At 61.3% G+C, this 16,826-nt stretch carries 14 protein-coding genes; 3 read left to right on the top strand and 11 right to left on the bottom strand.

Translation table 11 applies throughout. The features are described 5' to 3' along the window. Positions 1-100 precede the first annotated feature (100 nt). Positions 101-961: a MurR/RpiR family transcriptional regulator gene (locus J3P90_RS19655; protein ID WP_181289374.1), complete on the top strand. Its 861-nt coding sequence runs from the start codon at positions 101-103 to the stop codon at positions 959-961. A gap of 140 nt (positions 962-1,101) precedes the next feature. Here J3P90_RS19655 and J3P90_RS19660 read toward each other — a convergent pair whose 3' ends face one another. The 11 genes from J3P90_RS19660 to edd all read right to left on the bottom strand — a co-directional run bounded on the left by J3P90_RS19660 (position 1,102) and on the right by edd (position 14,851). Then, the gene (locus tag J3P90_RS19660) at positions 1,102-1,956 is read right to left on the bottom strand and encodes a D-hexose-6-phosphate mutarotase (RefSeq protein ID WP_420764401.1); all 855 of its coding nucleotides are present in this window, start codon (positions 1,954-1,956) and stop codon (positions 1,102-1,104) included. A gap of 285 nt (positions 1,957-2,241) precedes the next feature. Further along, entirely contained in the window at positions 2,242-3,588 is a 1,347-nt protein-coding gene (locus J3P90_RS19665; RefSeq protein ID WP_420764400.1) for a carbohydrate porin, read from the bottom strand. A 130-nt stretch (positions 3,589-3,718) separates the two neighbouring features. Further along, positions 3,719-4,879, bottom strand: coding sequence for an ABC transporter ATP-binding protein (locus J3P90_RS19670; protein ID WP_434609975.1), 1,161 nt, complete (start codon positions 4,877-4,879; stop codon positions 3,719-3,721). Between the two features lie 2 nt (positions 4,880-4,881). Next, on the bottom strand, positions 4,882-5,721 hold the full coding sequence (locus J3P90_RS19675) for a carbohydrate ABC transporter permease (RefSeq protein ID WP_434675266.1): 840 nt from the start codon (positions 5,719-5,721) through the stop codon (positions 4,882-4,884). Then, on the bottom strand, positions 5,714-6,622 hold the full coding sequence (locus J3P90_RS19680) for a carbohydrate ABC transporter permease (protein WP_030139360.1): 909 nt from the start codon (positions 6,620-6,622) through the stop codon (positions 5,714-5,716). Before J3P90_RS19680 ends, J3P90_RS19675 begins: the two co-directional genes overlap by 8 nt. 140 nt (positions 6,623-6,762) lie before the next feature. Continuing rightward, positions 6,763-8,064 (bottom strand): ABC transporter substrate-binding protein, encoded by a 1,302-nt coding sequence (locus tag J3P90_RS19685; RefSeq protein ID WP_420764397.1) that lies wholly within the window; start codon positions 8,062-8,064, stop codon positions 6,763-6,765. Between the two features lie 116 nt (positions 8,065-8,180). After that, positions 8,181-9,440, bottom strand: coding sequence for an AGE family epimerase/isomerase (locus tag J3P90_RS19690; protein WP_434675267.1), 1,260 nt, complete (start codon positions 9,438-9,440; stop codon positions 8,181-8,183). Positions 9,441-9,695: 255 nt separating this feature from the next. Next, positions 9,696-11,165 (bottom strand): ATP-binding protein, encoded by a 1,470-nt coding sequence (locus tag J3P90_RS19695; protein WP_420764395.1) that lies wholly within the window; start codon positions 11,163-11,165, stop codon positions 9,696-9,698. Then, entirely contained in the window at positions 11,155-11,886 is a 732-nt protein-coding gene (locus J3P90_RS19700; RefSeq protein WP_420764394.1) for a response regulator, read from the bottom strand. The genes J3P90_RS19695 and J3P90_RS19700 overlap by 11 nt, the downstream gene beginning before the upstream one ends. Positions 11,887-12,068: 182 nt before the next feature. Continuing rightward, positions 12,069-13,028, bottom strand: coding sequence for a glucokinase (locus tag J3P90_RS19705; RefSeq protein WP_420764393.1), 960 nt, complete (start codon positions 13,026-13,028; stop codon positions 12,069-12,071). Beyond that, a complete protein-coding gene (gene edd / locus J3P90_RS19710) occupies positions 13,025-14,851 on the bottom strand; it encodes a phosphogluconate dehydratase (protein WP_434650150.1) in 1,827 nt (608 codons plus the stop codon). Before edd ends, J3P90_RS19705 begins: the two co-directional genes overlap by 4 nt. A gap of 230 nt (positions 14,852-15,081) precedes the next feature. Here edd and gap point away from each other — a divergent pair, with 230 nt between their 5' ends. Continuing rightward, complete coding sequence (gene gap / locus J3P90_RS19715; RefSeq protein WP_039593774.1) at positions 15,082-16,083, top strand: type I glyceraldehyde-3-phosphate dehydrogenase; 1,002 nt, start codon at positions 15,082-15,084, stop codon at positions 16,081-16,083. Positions 16,084-16,284: 201 nt separating this feature from the next. Further along, a complete protein-coding gene (locus tag J3P90_RS19720) occupies positions 16,285-16,797 on the top strand; it encodes an RNA polymerase sigma factor (RefSeq protein ID WP_434650149.1) in 513 nt (170 codons plus the stop codon). The last annotated feature ends 29 nt before the right edge of the window (positions 16,798-16,826 follow it).

Below are 16,826 nucleotides of genomic sequence, written 5' to 3' on the forward strand. Positions count from 1 at the left end.
ACCGATTCCGAGTGGTGGTCCGTCGGAGCCATCAGTAGGATAGGCCACCGCAAAGGGTCGTATCAAAGACCCGTCTCTCTAGGAATCCTGTATGGACCGCGTGCGAAATCTACTGGAGCAGATCCAGAGTCGCCTGGAAGACCTGAACAAGGCCGAACGCAAGGTGGCCGAGGTGATCCTGCTCAACCCACAGCAGGCTACCCGCTTCAGCATTGCCGCCCTCGCCCAGGCGGCCTCGGTCAGCGAACCGACCGTCAACCGCTTTTGCCGCTCGTTCGGCGTGAGCGGTTACCCGGAACTCAAGCTGCAACTAGCCCAAAGCCTGGCCAGCGGCGCGGCTTATGTCAGCCGCGCAGTGGAAGCCGACGACAACCCTGAAGCCTACACCCAGAAAATCTTTGGCAGCGCCATTGCCTCATTGGACAGTGCCTGCCAGGCCCTTGATCCAAATTTGATCAGCCGCGCGGTCGACCTGCTGATCCAGGCCCGGCAGATCCACTTCTTCGGCCTCGGCGCCTCGGCTCCGGTGGCGCTGGATGCCCAGCACAAGTTTTTCCGGTTCAACCTGGCAGTGACCGCCCACGCCGACGTGCTGATGCAACGCATGATCGCCTCGGTGGCCCATACCGGTGAGTTGTTCGTGATCATTTCCTACACCGGTCGTACCCGCGAACTGGTGGAAGTAGCGCGTATCGCCCGGGAAAACGGCGCATCGGTACTCGGCCTGACCGCCGAGGGCTCGCCACTGGCCAAGGCCAGCACCTTGAGCCTCAATATTCCGCTGCCCGAAGACACCGATATCTACATGCCGATGACTTCGCGAATCATCCAGCTCACCGTACTGGACGTGCTCGCCACCGGCATGACCCTGCGCCGCGGGGTGGACTTCCAGCCGCACCTGCGCAAGATCAAGGAAAGCCTCAATGCCAGCCGGTATCCGGTTGGGGATGAGTTCAACTGATTCGATCCGGAACTTTTGGTGCCTGACAGGTCGTCATCGCGAGCAAGCTCGCTCCCACAGGGGTTTTGTGAACGCCAGAGAACCAGTGTGGGAGCGAGCTTGCTCGCGATGACGGCAGCCGCCACACCGTAGATCCAGAGCTAAGCCCCTACCCGCGCCTGCAAACTCAAATGCGCCCGCTCCCCGGGCGCCAGGCTCAGGCTGTCGGTGCCGCCACTGGCCGCTTCGACGCAAACGAACTCGTTGACCTCATCCCAGCTCACGCCCAGCAACGGCCGTGTACCGGGATGCCACACCACCGTGTCGGCGCTTTCACCGGTGTCGATGCACAATTCCCGCTGCCAGGCGTGATCCTTGAGCTGCAACTCTCCTTCATGCTGGAACACTCGCTGACAGCCGCCCTCGACCCGCAACTCGCCTTCCTGCCGGCAAACCGCACGGTTCAATTGGTCGTAACCTTGCGCGCCTTCGAGTCCAGACAGCGCTACCTCGCCAACGTCACCAATGCGCCAATAGGCATGCAAGGCCTGGCTCAATTGGCAAGGCAGGCTGTCTTGATGCTCGGTGCTCAAGCGCAATTCCATGCGGTCGCCCAAGTCGGCATGCAGGTCCACTTGCCAGTCGCACAGCTGCAATTGCCAATGCAGATGCACGCCATCGTCATCGCTGGCGCTGTCGAGCAACTTCCAATCGATCAGCCGCGCCCAACCATGAGACGGCCAGGCATTTTCACTCGGATGGCGGCCATACCAAGGCCAACACACCGGTACCCCGCCGCGTATCGCGCCGACCTGGGGCCACTTGGCCGCGCACCACAGCCAAGGTTTCTGGCCTCGCGGCTGGAAGTGCAACAACTGCGCACCCTGGCGGCTGAAAACCGCTTGGCACAACGGATGGTCAATAACCAAGACGTCGCGCTGCTGATAGCGCTCCCACGCAAACACCGGACGCTCGCGCAAGGATCTGAAAAAGCGTTGTAGCGGATGCTCATGCATGGGCTGTAGTCCTGGGAATCACTGAACTCTCAATTGATGCGACAGTTTTGGTGGCGAGGGGATTTATCCCCGCTGGGGTGCGGAGCAGCCCCAAAACAGGTTGCAGATAATCTGCCTGACGCACCGAGTTGGCCAGCTGAGGACTGCTCCGCAGCCCAGCGGGGATAAATCCCCTCGCCACAGGTTCGGCCCCCAACCAAACAATTGATCGCTCCGCAAAAAAAAGCGGACAGCCTTGGCCGTCCGCAAATATGCGCACATAGAGGAGAGCTTATCGCAACAGCGTCAGAACACCGACTGGATTTTCAGGCCGGCCACCAGCGCGTTGTCCACCTCGTCAACACCGCCCGGGTGAGTGACGTATTGCAGGTTCGGACGCACGGTCAGCCAGTTGGTGACGTGGAAGCCGTAGTTGATTTCGTAGTTGTACTCGGTGCTGCGCAACGGCGAAAACAGCGGATCGTCGTAATCGGTCACGCCATTGGCTACGTTGGTCAGATCGGCGTTCTTCTTCACGTCTTCGTTGACATGGATACGGGCGAAGCCGATACCCACGTCATCCTTTGGACGCGCATCGAATGGGCCCTTGTACACGAACATCAGCGACTGGTAGTTGTCGACGATGTTGGTGTCCTTGTCGTGGAAGGTGGCGTTGGCCGCGATGTTCAAGCCGCGCGAAGCGTCACCATTGTGGGTGGTGAGCTGCTGTTGCATGACGAACCAGTAGCCGTCCTTGCTGCTGTGGCTGCGATAGGCGCTGCCGGTGGTTGCGGCGTCGTTGCCGTTGTCGTCCTCACGGACGTCATCGGCCTTGGCCGTGCTCTTGTAGTAACCGACACGGTATTCGCCAGGCAGGTTGTTGAGCTTGGGCGACCAGACCAACTCGACCGGAATCAGCGTACCCTCGGTCCCGCTGCCGCTGAGCTTGTAACGGTTGTTGTTTTCCAGTTGCGAAGGGTTCTGGTTGTACGCACCGATTTGCGCGTAGAGCTCAGGGGTGATGTTGTACTTGAACCGAATCGCTGCCTGCATGATTGGCCAGTTGTACCAGATGCCGGTGGCCCAGTTACCCGCTTGGGAACCGCAGAAGGCCAGGTTCTGGAAGTCGCAAGGGAAAGTGTTGAAATCCTCGCCCACGCCGTAGTAACCGGCCTTGACGTCCAGCTTGCTGTCAAAGTACTTCTGCTTGATCCACAACTGCGTCAGACGCGTGGTTTGGCCGCGGCCCCAGACTTCCTGGGACGAACTGAGCGTGCCGGCACGCGGGTCACCGATACGGTCGTTGGAAATGTTGCGACCATCCCGGCGAGTGAACTGGATCTTGGCTTCGGTATCGTTCCAGCCCGCCAGTTTTTCCAGGTCGAGCGCGACACCCAGGCCAAACTGCTGGGACCAACGCGCAGTCTTGTCATCGTTGTAGCCGCCGTGGAGGTTGGCACCCATCTCACCGACGAAATCGGCCTTGATGTCGATACCCTGCTCGATCAGCTTGGTCCGTTCACCGCCCCAGTCGCCCGTCATCCACTGCGAATCGGCGCTGAACGCGTCGGCAGCGTGTGCGCTACCGGCCAGCATCATCGCCGCAACGGCTGACAACTGGCAGATAAGCTGGGCATTGTTCTTCTTCTTCATCCCTACATCCTCGTCTTTATTGTTATTAACTGTTTTTATCTAACGCGGTTTACAACGATTGCGACGGATGTCCCCACCCGTCGCATACTCCTTCCTGTGGGAGCGGGCTTGCTCCCCCCACACTTGTTCATCACCGGCCTTTGAACTGCGCCACGTTGGCAGGTCGGTCTTCGGCCTGCGGCTGCGCAGCCACGCCCAGGCGTTCGCCGGACTTGGCGTCGAACAGCAGCACTTTCGCTGGGTCGAATTGCAACGTCAGGGTCTCTCCCGGCTGCGGCGCCACGTCTGGCGCCAGGCGGCAGCAGACCTTGGTGTCGTTGAGATTGACGAACACCAGGGTGTCTGGCCCGGTGGGTTCGGTGACCTGCACTTCGGCGCGAATGGTTGGCATGCCGTTCGGCTCGTTGCCGGCCAGCACGATCTGCTCCGGACGCAAGCCAAGGATCACTTCGCGATCTTCCAGGCCGGCGTCCTGCATGCCCAGCGGCAACTCGCAACGGGCCTGGCCGCTGTCGAGCAAGGCCAGCAGGCGGCCGTCCTTGCGTTGCAGGCGCAGCGGGATGAAGTTCATCGGCGGCGAACCGATGAAGCTCGCCACGAACAGGTTCGCCGGGTTGTTGTAGATGTCCTTCGGCGTGCCGAACTGTTGGATGATCCCGTCCTTCATCACCGCCACTTTGTCGCCCAGGGTCATGGCTTCGATCTGGTCGTGGGTCACGTAGACCGTGGTGGTCTTCAGGCGCTGGTGCATCAGTTTCATTTCGGTGCGCATCTCGACCCGCAGCTTGGCGTCGAGGTTGGACAACGGTTCGTCGAACAGGTAGATCTTCGGCCGCCGCGCCAGGGCCCGGCCCATCGCAACGCGCTGTTGCTGGCCACCGGAGAGCTGGCCAGGCTTGCGGTTGAGCAGGTGTTCGATCTGCAACAGCTTGGCGACCCGCGCCACTTCCTCATTGATGTCCGCCTGTTTCATCTTGCGAATCTTCAGGCCGAACTCGATGTTCTCGCGCACGCTCATGGTCGGGTACAGCGCGTAGGACTGGAACACCATGGCGATGTCGCGATCCTTCGGGCTCATGCCGCTGACATCCTGGTCGCCGATCATGATCGCGCCGCCGGTGATGGTCTCGAGGCCGGCGATGCAATTCATCAGGGTCGATTTGCCGCAGCCCGAAGGACCGACCAGGATCAGGAATTCGCCTTCTTTGATCGACAGCTGGATGTCTTTCAAGGTGTCGGGCAGGCCCGCGCCGTAGGTCTTGTTTACATTGCGAAGTTCAAGCGTAGCCATGATTACCCCTTGACCGCGCCAGCCGTGAGGCCGCGCACGAAATACTTGCCTGCGATCACATAGACCAGCAGGGTCGGCAGCCCGGCGATCATCGCCGCCGCCATGTCCACGTTATATTCCTTGGCCCCGGTGCTGGTGTTGACCAGGTTGTTCAGCGCCACCGTGATGGGCTGGGAGTCACCGCTGGAGAACACCACGCCGAACAGGAAGTCATTCCAGATCTGCGTGAACTGCCAGATGAGGCAGACCATGATGATCGGCGTCGACATCGGCAGGATGATCCGCCGGAAGATGGTGAAGAACCCGGCGCCATCGAGGCGCGCCGCCTTCACCAGCGCGTCGGGAATACTCACGTAGTAGTTACGGACGAACAGCGTGGTGAACGCCAGGCCGTAGACGACGTGGACAAACACCAGGCCAGTGGTGGTGCTGGCCAGGCCCATCTTGCCGAGGGTGAACGAGGCCGGCAGCAGCACGGTCTGGAACGGCAGGAAGCAACCGAACAGCAGCAGGCCGAAGAACAACTGCGAGCCACGGAAGCGCCACATCGACAGCACATAACCGTTCAGTGCACCGATGGCCGTGGAAATTAGTACGGCCGGCACGGTGATCTTGATCGAGTTCCAGAAATAACCGTTGACCGTCGCCCAGGCCTTGACCCAGCCGATGCCGCTGACCACGGTCGGCCAGCTCAACAGGTTGCCGGTGCTGATGTCTTCCGGCGTCTTGAAGCTGGTCAACAGCATGACCACCAACGGCACCAGGTAAAGCAGTACCGCAACAATCAGCACCGCATAGATCGCGATGCGGCTGATGGAAGGTTTCGCAGCGAGACTAGTCATGACGCTTGGCCCTCAGCTCGGAATACAAGTAAGGCACGATGATCGCGAGGATCGCACCGAGCATCAGGATTGCACTGGCCGAGCCCATGCCCATCTGACCGCGACTGAAGGTGAACGAATACATGAACATGGCAGGCAGGTCGGAGGAGTAGCCCGGACCACCGGCCGTCATGGCCGCCACCAAATCGAAGCTCTTGATCGCAATGTGCGCCAGGATCATCACGGCGCTGAAGAACACTGGGCGCAGGCTCGGCAGTACGACTTTCCAGTAGATGCGCGGCATGCTCGCGCCATCGATCTGCGCGGCGCGGATGATCGACTGGTCCACGCCTCGCAGGCCGGCCAGGAACATCGCCATGATGAAGCCCGAGGCCTGCCAAACGGCAGCGATCACCAGGCAATACACCACGCGATCGGGGTCGATCAGCCAGTCCAGGCGGAAGCCTTCCCAACCCCAGTCACGCAACAATTTGTCCAGGCCCATGCCCGGGTTGAGCAGCCACTTCCAAGCGGTACCGGTGACGATCATCGAGAGCGCCATTGGGTACAGGTAAATGGTGCGGATGAAACCTTCGCGGCGAATACGTTGGTCGAGAAACACCGCCAGCAGCACGCCGATGACCAGGGTGATGCCGATGAACATCCCGCCGAACACCGCGAGGTTCTTGCTGGCCACCCACCAGCGGTCGTTGTCCCACAGCCGCGCATACTGAGCCAGGCCCGCCCATTTATAGGTAGGCAGGAAAGTCGACGTCGTGAACGACAGGACGAACGTCCACAGGATGTAGCCATAAAAGCCCACCAGGACGATGAACATGCTCGGCGCCAGCACCAGTTTTGGTAGCCAGCGCTGCAATGCATCGAAAGGCGAGGCCTTGCTGAACACAGCAACAGAACTCATGGGGAAATCCAGTACCAGGAAAAACTACAAGTTTGTTCCTTGTGGGAGCGAGCCTGCTCGCGATGGCGTCGTATCAGGTCATGCACTGCTGCCTGACACTATGCTTTCGCGAGCAGGCTCGCTTCCACAGGGGTTAGCGGTTACTTCGCAGACTGAACCGCTGCGCCAAGTTTCTTGGCGGCGTCGGCCGGGTCGGCTTTCGGGTCGTTGATGTAGTTGGTCACGACGTCAAAGAACGCGCCTTGCACGGCCAGCGTGGTCGCCATGTTGTGTGCCATGCTCGGTTGCAGGCCGCCGTTCTTGGCGTCCGCCAGGAAGTCCTTGGCGGCGGTCTGGGCGCAGGAATCGAAACCGTACTTGCCCATGTCGGCCAGCATGTCGTTGCGCACCGGGATCGAACCCTTGTTGATGCTGAAGACTTTCTGGAAGTTCTCACCCAGCACGACCTTGGCGATGTCCTGCTGGCCCGCCGCAGTGCCTGCATCCTTCTGCTTGAACACCGCCAGGGAGTCGATGTTGTAGGTGAAGGCCTTCTCGGTACCCGGGAACGCTACGCACTCGTAGTCCTTGCCGGCGACTTTCTTCGCGGCAGTCCACTCGCTCTTGGCCCAGTCACCCATGATCTGCATGCCGGCCTTGCCATTGATGACCTTGGCCGCTTCCAGGTTCCAGTCCTGGCCCTTGCCATCGGCGTCCATGTAGGTCGCGACTTTCTTCAGCTCGGTCAGCGCCTTGACCATTTCCGGGCCGGTCAACGCTTTGTTGTCCAGGTCGACCAGGGCTTTCTTGTAGCCATCAGCGCCCATGACCGAGAGCACCACCGCTTCGAACACGGTGCTGTCCTGCCAAGGCTGGCCACCATGGGCCAGGGGGATGAAGCCCGCGGCCTTGAGCTTGTCGCCGGCGGCGTAGAATTCTTCGAGGGTGGTTGGATTCTTGGTGATACCGGCTTTCTTGAAGACTTCCGGGTTGATCCACAGCCAGTTGACGCGGTGGATGTTCACCGGCACGGCGACGTAGTCACCTTCGTACTTCACGGTATCGGAGACTTTCTTGTCGAGCAGGCTGTCCCACTTTTCTGCCTTGGAAACGTCCTTGAGGACGTCGGTGTCGAGCAGGCCGGTGGTCGCCCATTCCTGGATGTCCGGGCCCTTGATCTGGGCAACGCCCGGTGGGTTGCCGGCCACGGCGCGGCTCTTGAGCACGGTCATGGCGGTAGAACCGCCACCGCCAGCGACGGCACCGTCCTTCCAGGTAAAACCGTCTTTTTCTACTTGAGCCTTGAGCACATCGACCGCGGCTTTTTCACCGCCCGACGTCCACCAGTGGACGACTTCCACGGAACCTTTCGATTCGGCGGCCAGGGCGCTGACAGGGAATGCTGCGACGGGAAGCAAGGAAGCAAGAGAAATGACAGTAGCGAGGCGAGAAATCGCATTCATCTAGAAGTACCTTTCTTGTTGTTATGCATGCAAGTCTGGTGCTTGCGCTGCATGGATTCTAATCAGGGGTTATCCCTTCGCAGGTAACGAAGGGACGTGGATATGTCACGACATGGTTACACAGGTGCAGGATCGGACAACTGCGCCAAGGCTGACGCCATGCTCGGGGCCAACGGCAGACGAGGGATCAACACCGCTTGCCAGGCATGATAAAGGTCCGGCTTGCCCGGCCAGATGTCGGCGCTGGGGCGGTTCTGCGGGTCGAGCTCGTGATGCCAGCTGCCGTTGCAGCGATCGATGAAATGTTTGTCACAAAATTCCCAGAAGCGTCGGTACCACGCTTCGTATCGAGCCTCGTCGGTACGTTTGAGCAAGGCACTGGCCGCCGCTGCCGCTTCGGCATGCACCCAGTGCAGGCGATGGCGAACCACGGCGCGATTGTCCCAGTCCAGCGTGTAAACGATGCCCGGGGCGCCGTCGACGTTCCAGCCATGGCGGCAGTTCTGGTCGAACAGTTTCTGAGCGTCCTGGGCCAGCCAGCCCGGCGTCAGCATGCCGATCTGCACGCGCGCGGCCTCGAGGTGCAACAACAGCCGCGCCCATTCGAAACCATGGCCAGGGGTGGTGCCGTAGGGACGAAACCCATCTGCCGGGTTGTCGTGGTTGTACTCGCGCAGCGGCTGCCAGTCGCGGTCGAAATGCTCGACGACCATGTAGTCGTTGGCGGCCGCGTGACCATGGATCACCCGCTCGACGATACGCAACGCGCGAGCCAGCCAGCGCGGATCGTCCGTGGCATCGGCGAGGGCGAGGAAGGCTTCGGTGCCGTGCATGTTGCTGTTGGCGCCGCGATAGGCCTCTTCTTCTGACCAGTCGCGGTTGAAGGATTCACGCAGGGCACCCTCCTCCTCGCACCAGAAATGTTCGTCGATGACCCGCACGGCCTCCTTGAGCAGAGTCTCGGCGTCAGGGCGCTGGGCCACGACCGCAGAGCTGGCTGCCAGGGCAACGAAAGCATGCAGATAAGCGGCTTTTCCAGCCTCGTTTTCAGCCGGATCGGTCTTGGCGAACCAACCGCCATGCTCGGCATCGCGCAGCGGCCCCATGAGCGCCTGTACGCCATGGTCAACCAGCTCGGCGAACCCCGGCAGGCCTTGGATGTGGGCCATGGCGAAGCTGTGGGTCATGCGCGCGGTATTCATGGTTTCGGCCCGGGCATCGGCCGGCAGGCGGCCCAATTCGTCCAGGTTGCCAAAGCCGTCCGGCAGCTTCGAGGCCTTGGCGAACGTCAGCAGACGCAAGCCTTCTGCGGCAAGCCATTGCTGGTGGGCGGGCGCATTCAGCCAACTGCTGAACGCCGGTTGGAAGGTGTCCATCGAGATACCTTTTTTGTTGTTTTGACGCAGGGAGTCTAAACAAGGGAGGGTTGACGGCAGGTAACGAAAGGGGCGAGTTATGTCACCGAGTTGTGACATTGGCATGGATATGTGTTGAAGCGATGGGCGCCTCCGTCGGAACGCCGCCCGGAGCAGGCTCGCTCCCACATTGGACTTCATTGACGCGCATATCCTGTTTGACGCAGATCCCCTGTGGTAGCGAGCCTGCTCGCGACGAACGATAACGCGGTCCAATCAATCCACGCTGCGAGGCAACTGCAACGTCACCCGCAACCCACCCTCGCGCAGGTTCTGCAAACTCACCTCACCGCCATGGCTGTGGGCAATGTTGCGTGCGATACCCAGCCCCAGGCCGTACCCCTGCTGCTGCCCGGCCAGGCGAAAGTGCGGCTCGAAGACTTGTTCGAGGCGTTGTTCCGGTACGCCCGGGCCTTCGTCATCGACGTGCAGAATGAACGCCGACTCATCATCATCGATGTGCAAATGGGCTCTCTGGCCGTATTTCAAGGCGTTGTCGATCAGGTTGCCGATGCACCGCTTGAGGGCCAGCGGCTTGCCGGGATACGGCGCCAGCGCCCGGCCATCCTGGGTCACTCGGCCGTTGCCGTTGGGCGCCAGATAAGGCTCTACCAGGCAATCCAGCACATGGTTGAGGTCCACCGGCTCGATGTTTTCGTGGATGTCGGTGTCCTTCACACATTGCAGCGCCCCCTTGACCAACAGCTCCAGCTCATCCAGGTCTCGGCCGAACTTGGCTTGCAGGTTTTCATCCTCCAGCAGCTCGACCCGCAACCGCAGCCGGGTAATCGGCGTGCGCAGATCGTGGGAGATGGCGCTGAACAACTGGCTGCGCTCGGTCAAATAGCGGCTGATGCGCTCGCGCATGGCATTGAAAGCCCGGCCCACCTCCACCACTTCGCTGCCGCCACCCTCGGCCACCGGTTCCACTTCGGCACCGAGGGACATGTCCCGCGCCGCTCGGGCCAGGCGTTTCAATGGTCGGCTCTGCCAATGCACCAACAAGCCGATGAACAACAGCAACAGGCTGCTGGTGAGCACGATGAAGCCCACCTGCTGCTTGGGCAGATCCTGCTCTTCGAGGCTGGTATAGGGTTCGGGCAGCAGCGAGGCGATGTAAAGCCATTCACCCGGCGCCATCTGGATTTGCGTGACCAAGACCGGCGGATTCACCGGCTCAAGCGTCAAGGCGTAATGGGCCCATGATCGCGGCAGCTCGTCGAGCTTGAGCCCGCCGTTGAAAATCCGCAGGTCTTCAGGGCTGACGAATTTGACCGAGATGTCGGCGCTGCTGCCCAGGGAGCGCCGCAGCACGTCATCCACGGCCTGGAGCACCGCCAGCTTTCGCGGCGTCACGGGCAGCACGTCCATGCCCAGCGGCTTGTCATTGAGGGTGACGACAAAGCGTGTGCCGCCCATGCTGCGCAACTGGTCCAGCACCAGGGGCCGGTACGCCACCGGCAGCGAGCGCAGATAACTGACAGTGGCGGTCATCGAATGGGCAAGGCTGCGCGCGCTGGTGACCAGGCCTTCAAGCTGGGTGGCGCGCAATTGGGAGACCCAGATCAGACTGGACAGCGTCTGGGCGAACAGCACCACCAGTAGCGTCAGCAGCAGCATCCGCCCCAGCAACGAGCGTGGCACGGGCACCCGGCGCACGACTTTCCTGATCGCTTCAGTGACCATTGCTGGCAACCACACTGGCCGCCAGTTGATAACCACTGCCGCGCACCGTGCGGATCAACCGCGGCGGCTTTTCCGTGTCGCGCAGGCGCTGGCGCAGGCGACTGACCGCCATGTCGACGATCCGGTCCAAGGGCATCAGTTCGCGCCCACGCGTGGCGTTGCCGATGGTGTCACGGTCGAGGATTTCCTGAGGGTGGTCGAGGAACAACTTGAGCAGGGCAAAATCAGCACCGGAGAGAATCACCTCTTCACCGTCGGCGTGGAACAGCCGATGGCTGACCATGTCCAGCCGCCATTCGTCGAAGGCCAGCACGTCGCCGCCCGTCCGCTCCTGGCCGAACTGCGCCCGGCGCAGCAGCGCCTTGATGCGCGCCTGCAATTCACGCGGGCTGAACGGCTTGCCCAGGTAATCATCGGCACCCAATTCCAGGCCAATGACCCGGTCGGCTTCGTCGGAGCTGGCGGTGAGCATGATGATCGGCACATGGGCCTGGCGTGGATGTTCGCGAACCCAGCGGCACAGGCTGAAACCGTCCTCATCGGGCAGCATCACATCGAGGATCACCAGGTCGCTTGGCGCCTCGTTCAAGGCCTGGCGAAACCCGGCGCCATCAGGCGTGGTGCGCACCTGGAAACCCGCACGGCTGAGGTAAGTGTCCAGCAGTTCGCGAATCTCCTGGTCATCGTCGACCAACAAAATCGATTTGTTCACTGCACTCACGGGGCCTCGTCCTTGTTGTGTGGATTGGGGGCGATTATGCCTGATGGCCGGGTTTTACAAACACTACAGAGCCCCTTGTGGGAGCGAGCTTGCTCGCAATAGCGGTGTATCAGTCAATCTCAATGGCGACTGACACTCCATCATCGCGAGCAAGCTCGCTCCCACAGGAGCGGTTTCCAATTTCAAATCGTGGAGGATTGCTCCAACGCCACGCCCGCGCCCATCAGGCCGGAGTATGGCGCCGTCACCAGCCAGACCGGAATACCCTTGAAATAATCGCTCATGCAGCCCTTGTCGGCGAAGGATTTGGCGAAACCGCTTTCGACGAAGAAATCGGCAAACCGCGGGACCACGCCGCCAACGATGTACACGCCGCCACGCCCGCCCACCGTGAGTACGTTGTTGCCGGCCACGCGGCCCAGCCATCGGCAGAACTGCTCGAGCACTTCCAGGGCGATAGGGTCGCCGGCCAGCCCGGCGGCAGTGATCGACTCGGGGGTATCGAGCACCGGGTCATGACCGTCCACCGCGCAAATCGCCCGGTAGACACGGGGCAGGCCGCTGCCGCTCAGGGCGGTTTCGGCGCTGACGTGGCCGATCTCGTTGTAGATGTGCTGCCAGAGCTGGGTCTCGCGCGGACTGCTCATCGGCAGGTCGACATGGCCGCCCTCCCCTGGCAACGCCGCAAAACGGCCCTCGCCCAAGTCCAGCAGCGTACCGACGCCCAGCCCGGTGCCCGGGCCGATCACCACCGCCGGGCGCATCGGCTCCGGCGTGCCCTGGCAGACAACCCGGTACTCATCCGGACGCAAGCAGGTCATGCCCAGGGCCATGGCGGAGAAGTCGTTGACCAGCAACAGTTTCTCCACCTGCAACCTCTGGCAGAACGCCAGGTTGCTCAGGCGCCAGTGATTGTTGGTAAAACGAAACTCATCGCCGCTCACGGGACCGGCCACCGACAGGCACACCGAACCGATGGCGCCCGGTTTCATTCCCATGCCATTCAAATAAACCTCGATGGCATCTTCCGGGCAGGCGTAATCCGCTGTCGCCAGCACCTGGATATTCTCCAGGTTGTGGTTCTTCCACAGGGCGAAACGCGCGTTGGTCCCACCGATGTCACCGACCAAAGCCAGTTTCAATTAAGCGTCTCCAGGGCAGAAGTGAAGGCGCTGGCGCCCTGCTCTGCCGAGCTGAAGGCCATGCGCATGAAACCGAACAGCTCGCGACCAGTGCCGATGTTGTTGCCCAACAGGCCCTTGGCCGGTTCGCGCGCGGCGAATTCCTCGGCGTCGACCTTCAACTCCAAGGTGCCTTTGACGCCATCGACGCGGATGATATCGCCCTCCTGCACCCGCGCCAACGCGCCGCCGACATAAGCTTCAGGGCTGACATGAATGGCCGCCGGGATTTTCCCGGATGCCCCGGACATGCGTCCATCAGTGACCAGCGCCACCTTGAAGCCACGGTCCTGCAGCACGCCGAGGAACGGCGTCATCTTGTGCAGCTCCGGCATGCCGTTGGAGCGCGGGCCCTGGAAGCGCATCACCGCGACAAAATCCTTCTCCAGCAGACCCGCCTTGAACGCATCCGCCAGGTCCTGCTGATCCTGGAAGACCATGGCCGGCGCTTCGACGATCTGGTTTTCCAAGGCCACGGCCGAAACCTTCATGACCCCACGCCCGAGGTTGCCTTCCATCACCCGCAACCCGCCTTCTGGGGAGAAGGCACGGGCCACCGGACGCAGGATGGTTTCGTCGAGGCTTTCGGTCGGGCCGTCGCGCCACACCAGCTCGCCATCCTCCAGGAACGGCTCCTGGGTGTAGCGACTCAGGCCATGGCCGAGCACGGTGTTGACGTTGTCGTGGAGCAGGCCGGCTTCCAGCAATTCGCGGATCAGAAAGGACATGCCGCCCGCCGCCTGGAAGTGGTTGATGTCGGCCTTGCCGTTCGGGTAGACGTGGCTGAGGGTCGGCACCACTTCGGAGAGGTCGGCCATGTCCTGCCAGGTCAGCTGGATGCCCGCCGCCATGGCGATGGCCGGCATGTGCAGGGTGTGGTTGGTGGAACCGCCGGTGGCGTGCAGTGCAACGATGGAGTTGACCAGTGAGCGTTCGTCGACGATTTCGCCGATGGGCATGAAGTTGCCGCTCTGCTTGGTCAGGCGCGTCACCTGGAACGCGGCCTCACGGGTCAACGCATCGCGCAGCGGCGTGTTCGGGTTGACGAACGAAGCGCCCGGCAAATGCAAGCCCATCACTTCCATCAGCAACTGATTGGTGTTGGCGGTGCCGTAGAACGTGCAGGTGCCCGGACTGTGGTAGGACTTCATTTCCGATTCCAGCAGCTCTTCACGGCTGGCCTTGCCCTCGGCGTAGCGCTGGCGTACGTCGGCTTTTTCCTTGTTGGAAATGCCCGAGACCATCGGCCCGCCGGGCACGAAGATCGTCGGCAGATGACCGAAGCGCAGCGCGCCCATCATCAGGCCAGGGACGATTTTGTCGCAGATGCCGAGCATCAGCGCGCCGTCGAACATGTTGTGGGACAACGCCACCGCCGTGGACAGTGCGATCACTTCACGGCTCGGCAAGCTCAGTTCCATCCCCGCCTCACCCTGGGTCACGCCGTCGCACATGGCGGGCGTGCCGCCGGCGAACTGGCCAACCGAGCCGATCTCGCGCAGGGCTTTCTTGATTTGTTCTGGAAATGTTTCGTAGGGCTGGTGGGCCGAGAGCATGTCGTTGTAGGACGACACGATGGCGATGTTGGCGGCGTTCATCATCCGCAGGTGGTGCTTGTCTTCAGTGCCGCAACCGGCCACGCCATGGGCGAAGTTGGCGCACTGCAGCTTGCCGCGCATCGGCCCGTCGCTGGCTGCACCGCGGATCAGTGCAAGGTAAGCCTCGCGCGTAGCGCGACTGCGGGCGATAAGCCGTTCGGTGACCTCAAGTACGCGGGGATGCATGTGTAGAACTCCAGGCTAGCGGGTGTGGCGACCTGATTGTCTATGCTGGTTAAAAGCCCGTTGCACACCCGGTGAAAGACAAGGCGACAAACGGTTTTTGACCAATCGGACCAGTTGATTCAGGTCACTCGTTGTAGATAAAACAAAATATTGCCACTAAAAAGGCTTGTTTTCTATTTTTATGCGAATAATCTTGTAATTCCAACAACAAATCGATGGCGGCGCAGTTAATGACTCTTCGAATCGCAATCAATGGTTTTGGCCGCATCGGCCGCAACGTCCTCCGCGCACTGTATACCCAAGGCTATCGTCGCGACCTGCAGATCGTCGCCATCAACGACCTGGGCGACAGTGCGATCAACGCTCATCTGCTCAAGTTCGACACCGTGCATGGCACTTTCGATGCCGACGTGCAGCACGATCACGAAAGCCTGACGGTCAATGGCGACCGCATTTCGGTCAGTGCCATCCGCAACCCGGCCGAGCTGCCCTGGGCCGCCGAGAAAATCGATGTGGTGTTTGAATGCACCGGTCTGTTTACCGACCGCGCCAAGGCTGCCGCCCACATCAGTGCCGGCGCTCGCAAAGTGATTATCTCGGCCCCGGCCAAGGGCGCCGATGCCACTGTGGTGTACGGCGTCAACCATGACATCTTGCGCCAGTCCCACCAGATCATTTCCAACGCGTCGTGCACCACCAACTGTTTGGCCCCGGTGGCCCAGGTGCTGCACCGCGAGCTCGGCATCGAAAGCGGCCTGATGACCACCATCCATGCCTACACCAACGACCAGAACCTGACCGACGTCTATCACAGCGACCCGTACCGCGCCCGCTCGGCCACCCAGAACATGATCCCGAGCAAGACCGGCGCCGCCGAAGCCGTGGGCCTGGTGCTGCCGGAACTGGCGGGCAAGTTGACCGGCATGGCCGTGCGCGTGCCGGTGATCAACGTCTCCCTGGTGGACCTCACCGTGCAACTCAAGCGCGAAGCGTCGGCCGATGAAGTCAACGCACTGCTCAAGCAGGCCAGCCAGCACTCCAAGATCCTCGGCTACAACACCCTGCCGTTGGTCTCCAGCGATTTCAACCACAACCCGTTGTCGTCGATCTTCGATGCCAACCACACCAAAGCCAGCGGCAAGCTGCTCAAGGTGCTGGCCTGGTATGACAACGAATGGGGCTTCTCCAACCGCATGCTGGATAACTGCCTGGCGTTGTGTAACGCGGAGTAACTGCCCAGCAGCAGGAAGCTTTTCTGTGAGAGCGAGCTTGCTCGCGATAGCGTCCGGTCAGCCTGGATCATAGGGTGATTGGACCACCGCTATCGCTGGCGAACTCACTCCCACAGGGTTTCAACACTCATGAAATGAAGGCTTGACCATCGACGCAGATGATAAGCATTATCATCTACTCGAACCGGATCGGGCCCTATCGTGAGTCAATCGCGTTTTCACCACATTTTTCTCGCCCAGCGTACCCCGCTGCTGCGCACCCTCGAGCGGATGGTCAACAACCCGAGCACCGCCGAAGACTTGCTGCAGGAAACCTACCTGCGTGTCACCCGCGCCTTGAGCGAACGCACCGTCGATCATCTCGAACCCTTTGTTTTCCAGACCGCCCGCAATCTGGCGCTGGATCATCTGCGCGCGCGGCGGATCCAGTCGCGGGCCCTGGTCGACGACGTGCCGCTGGACATCGTGAACAACGTCGTCGCCCCTCAAAGCAGCGCCGAAGATGCCGCCCACGCCGCGCAAATGCTCGAACGCCTCAACGTCAGCCTGCAATCCCTCAGCCCCCGTCAACAGCGGATCTTCATTCTCAGCCGGCTGCATGGCCACAGCTACCAGGACATCGCGCAACGATTAGGCGTGTCCCTGAGCACGGTGCAAAAAGACCTGAAACTGATCATGGCCATCTGCGTGGGCGTGGCCGAACGCAACCCGTGAATACAAGCGGCAAGCCACAAGCTTCGAGC

Source organism: Pseudomonas sp. D3-10, assembly GCF_051132175.1.
In the GTDB taxonomy this organism is placed as follows: domain Bacteria; phylum Pseudomonadota; class Gammaproteobacteria; order Pseudomonadales; family Pseudomonadaceae; genus Aquipseudomonas.

Excerpts from the sequence above, each read along its gene's own strand:
- J3P90_RS19660 (WP_420764401.1), bottom strand. The coding sequence starts at position 1,956 with ATGCATGAGCATCCGCTACAACGCTTTTTCAGATCCTTGCGCGAGCGT.
- J3P90_RS19665 (WP_420764400.1), bottom strand. The coding sequence starts at position 3,588 with ATGAAGAAGAAGAACAATGCCCAGCTTATCTGCCAGTTGTCAGCCGTT.
- J3P90_RS19670 (WP_434609975.1), bottom strand. The coding sequence starts at position 4,879 with ATGGCTACGCTTGAACTTCGCAATGTAAACAAGACCTACGGCGCGGGC.
- J3P90_RS19675 (WP_434675266.1), bottom strand. The coding sequence starts at position 5,721 with ATGACTAGTCTCGCTGCGAAACCTTCCATCAGCCGCATCGCGATCTAT.
- J3P90_RS19680 (WP_030139360.1), bottom strand. The coding sequence starts at position 6,622 with ATGAGTTCTGTTGCTGTGTTCAGCAAGGCCTCGCCTTTCGATGCATTG.
- J3P90_RS19685 (WP_420764397.1), bottom strand. The coding sequence starts at position 8,064 with ATGAATGCGATTTCTCGCCTCGCTACTGTCATTTCTCTTGCTTCCTTG.
- J3P90_RS19690 (WP_434675267.1), bottom strand. The coding sequence starts at position 9,440 with ATGGACACCTTCCAACCGGCGTTCAGCAGTTGGCTGAATGCGCCCGCC.
- J3P90_RS19695 (WP_420764395.1), bottom strand. The coding sequence starts at position 11,165 with ATGGTCACTGAAGCGATCAGGAAAGTCGTGCGCCGGGTGCCCGTGCCA.
- edd (WP_434650150.1), bottom strand. The coding sequence starts at position 14,851 with ATGCATCCCCGCGTACTTGAGGTCACCGAACGGCTTATCGCCCGCAGT.
- gap (WP_039593774.1), top strand. The coding sequence starts at position 15,082 with ATGACTCTTCGAATCGCAATCAATGGTTTTGGCCGCATCGGCCGCAAC.